Origin of the sequence: Desulfonatronospira sp. MSAO_Bac3, assembly GCF_003838035.1 — a bacterium.
Classification (GTDB): Bacteria; Desulfobacterota; Desulfovibrionia; order Desulfovibrionales; family Desulfonatronovibrionaceae; genus Desulfonatronospira; species Desulfonatronospira thiodismutans.
Genome location: NZ_QYZY01000307.1, coordinates 1 through 3,393, shown reverse-complemented (window position 1 = coordinate 3,393; position 3,393 = coordinate 1). Strand labels below are relative to the sequence as shown.

General features: G+C 52.5%; 2 protein-coding genes. One reads left to right on the top strand and one right to left on the bottom strand.

The window, feature by feature from the left end:
• The coding region (locus D5S03_RS10780) for an ATP-binding protein (protein ID WP_287043973.1) at positions 1 to 2,095 on the top strand (2,095 nt) is incomplete at its 5' end.
• Between the two features lie 53 nt (positions 2,096 to 2,148).
• Here D5S03_RS10780 and D5S03_RS10775 read toward each other — a convergent pair.
• The coding region (locus tag D5S03_RS10775) for a M48 family metalloprotease (RefSeq protein WP_287043971.1) at positions 2,149 to 3,393 on the bottom strand (1,245 nt) is incomplete at its 5' end.

Genomic DNA, 3,393 nt, shown 5'->3' with positions numbered 1-3,393 from the left:
AATCCAGGGATGCATGGGGATAGTCGAGGATGTTACCCAGAAAAAGTTAGACGAAGAAGAGATCCACAAAAACGCCAGGCGTCTCTCAGAGATCAATCATTGCCTGCTTGGACTGGGCCAGGACTTTGAGACCAATATCCAGCGTCTGACCGCTCTGTGTGGTGACCTGCTGGACGCCGCCTGCGCCTTGTACAATCGCCTGGAATCAGGCCTTCTGTGTTCCATGGGGCAGTGGCAGGCCCCGGAAGACTACGATCCCAGGGACCATCCCCAGGGTCACATATGCTACGATGCCATAAAGCAGGGCCAAAACGAGACAATGGTGGTCACCGATCTGGACCAGACTGAGTATGCCCGTACAGACCCCAATGTCCGGCGGTACAACCTGAAGACCTATCTGGGGCACCCGGTGAAGTGCGGTGAAGACTTTGTAGGCACATTATGCGTGGTCTACCAGGAAAATAGAGTTCCTACAGAAGATGACAAAAAGGTGATAGGCATTATCGCCTCCGCCCTGAGTGCTGAGGAAGACCGCAGGCAGGCCCGGGAAGACCTTGTCAGAAGTCAGGAGTCCTTCAAAAGGCTTGCTGAGCAGTGCCCCATATCCATAATGCAGTTTGACAGCCAGGGCCGCCTTATCTTTGTCAATGAGTGGCATATGCAGCACTTTGCAGGCAACGGGGTGGACAAACAGAAACTTTTGGGCATGCATATTCAGGAACTGCCAGGCCTTGTAAAGGCTGGCATCAATGAACAGGTAGGTCGGATACTAAAAGGTGAACACCTTGATGTTCCGGAAATATTTTTTCCAGAGTTCATAGGCGGCGGTTGCGGCTGGGTTTCACGGCGCGGTGTGCCTCTAAAGGAAGGTGACAAAATCACCGGAGGCATTTTAATCCGCGAAGACCTTACCGCCTGGAAAAAGACAGAGCAGGAACTGGTCAAAGCCAGGCAGGAAGCAGAGGCGGCAAGCAGGGTCAAGACCGAGTTTCTGGCCAATATGAGCCACGAGATAAGAACACCTCTAAACGGCATCGCCGGTATGCTGCAGCTGTTAAAAGAGACCAGCCTGGACATGGAACAAAAGGAGTATGTGGATCTGGGCATAAAATCCTCTCACCGGCTGACCAGGCTTTTATCGGACATCCTGGACCTCTCGCGCATCGAGGCCGGGCACATGACCATCCACCAGGAAGAATTCGACCCGCTGGAGCTTTGCAGTTCGGTAAACGAACTTTTTGCCGTCACCACCAGAAACAAACATCTGTCCCTGGAATGTATCTTCCAGGAGGGTTTTCCTTCCAGGCTTGTTGGAGACGAGGCCAGGATCCAGCAGATACTCTTCAACCTGGTGGGCAATGCCCTGAAATTCACCGAAAAAGGCGGGGTGCAGGTGTCCTGGTCTTTGTACTCCGGGAACGATACTGAACAGCAGGTGCGCATAACTGTCCAGGACACCGGGATAGGCATGGAGCAGGAGGTGCTTCAGGAACTCTTCAAGCCATTTGTCCAGGCTGAAAACTCCTATACACGCAAGTATCAGGGTGCAGGACTGGGACTGTCCATAGTCAAGAGACTTGTGGAGCTCATGCACGGAAACATAAGCGTTAAGAGCGTGCCCGGGCAGGGCAGCACGTTCTACGTGGACCTTCCTTTGAAAGCTGCAGAGGACAGTGACGTTTCCAGGCAGGAAGACAGTCAGGACAGTGAAAAAGCTCTAAGCGGGCTCCGGATCCTTCTGGTGGAAGATGATCCGGCCAACCGCTTCGCCATGCAGAAGCTTCTGCAAAAATCAGGTCATCATGTGCAGACGGCCCAGAACGGCAGTCAGGCCGTGGAAGCCTTTGCCCACAGCCACTTTGACTGTATTTTCATGGACATTCATATGCCGGTTATGGACGGGGTGCAGGCCACCAGGAAAATCAGAAGCATGCAGGATTCAGGCATAGCCCCAAAAGTCCCCATTATAGCCCTGACCGCTTATACATTAAACGGGGACCGGGAAAAATTTCTGGAGTCCGGCATGGATGAATACCTGGGCAAGCCGGTACAGATGCAGGACATTGAAAACGTTCTAAAAAAGCTCTTGGGCTGATGCAGAGTCTGTAGATCTCCTTCCGTGCAGAATAGAGAATTCCAATTTTCTGCTCAAGAATCTTCTGGCGAATCCTTATAACCCCACTCCTCCAGCCTTTTTCTGGCATAATCCGCCTTGTCTCCGGCACCTGCACTTTGAAGGAATCTCTCGAATTCTACGGCCGCATCACTTCTGCGACCCATCCCTTCCAGGCAGACAGCTTTGAGGAAGACAGTGTTTGGATTGCCCGGCAGCATCTCTTCATAGTGGCTGAATCCATCAAGCGCCTCATCATACTGCCCCAGATCCATTGCCGCCACCCCGTTTATATGGTGAGCCTGGGCTTCCTCAGGATAAACCCTGGTGGCCCTGTCGGAAAAAGTTTTGGCTCTTCGGGGCCGGTTCAGAGCCAGCTGGCACTTGGACATAAGCACCAGCGCAGCGTAATCATCAGGAGCCTGTTTAAGAGCTCGGTTAAAGGATTCTTCAGCCTGACTGAAGCGTTCCTGGCGCATATCTCCTTCGCCATCCTGCATATCTTCAATGGCCCCCTTCATCCGTCGAAGACCGGCGGTATTGTCCATGTAGCGCTCCCTGTGAACAGGATAATTCCCGGCATGAGCATATTCGTTCCTGCTCCTGTAAAGCGCTTTGTCGTAACGTTCCTGGCTCATGGGGTGAGTGGAAAACATGCGCTCCATAACTGAAGGTTTTCTGTTGTTTATACTTACCAGCACATCCATAAGACCTACCATTCCCTTGGGATTCATGCCGGCATCAGTCATGTACAGCATACCCAGCTCATCTGCTTCACGCTCGTCGTTACGGCTGTATCTGGCCAGAAGTGCTCCGGTAGCAAAAGAGCCCAGCCCTGCTGCGAGAGGAGCATATTCTTCATGCTGACTTTCCAGGTAAATAGAAGCACCTATTACAAGAAGCTGTGTTACAACTGTCCGGGACATGCGGGCAGCAGTGTGCCTTGCATTTACATGGGCAATTTCATGCCCCAGCAGGGCATCCAGTTCTGCCTCATTTTGCATCTCCAGGAGAATACCCCTGGTAGTGGCAATGCTTCCTCCGGGAAAGGCGTAAGCGTTTACGTAAGTGGCGTTTACGCATCTAAAGGAGTAGGGCATGTCCGGTCGGTGAGAGATGGAGGCCAGCTCTTTACCCTTTTGGTCCAGATAATTGTTCAGGCCGGAATCCTGAACCGCTCCATAATCAGCTGAAAACTGGTGCGGGGAGTGCTGCTTGTCCAGGCTGATTTCGCCTGACTCTGACATAAGCATGAACTGGCGGTCTCCGGTAACCGGGTT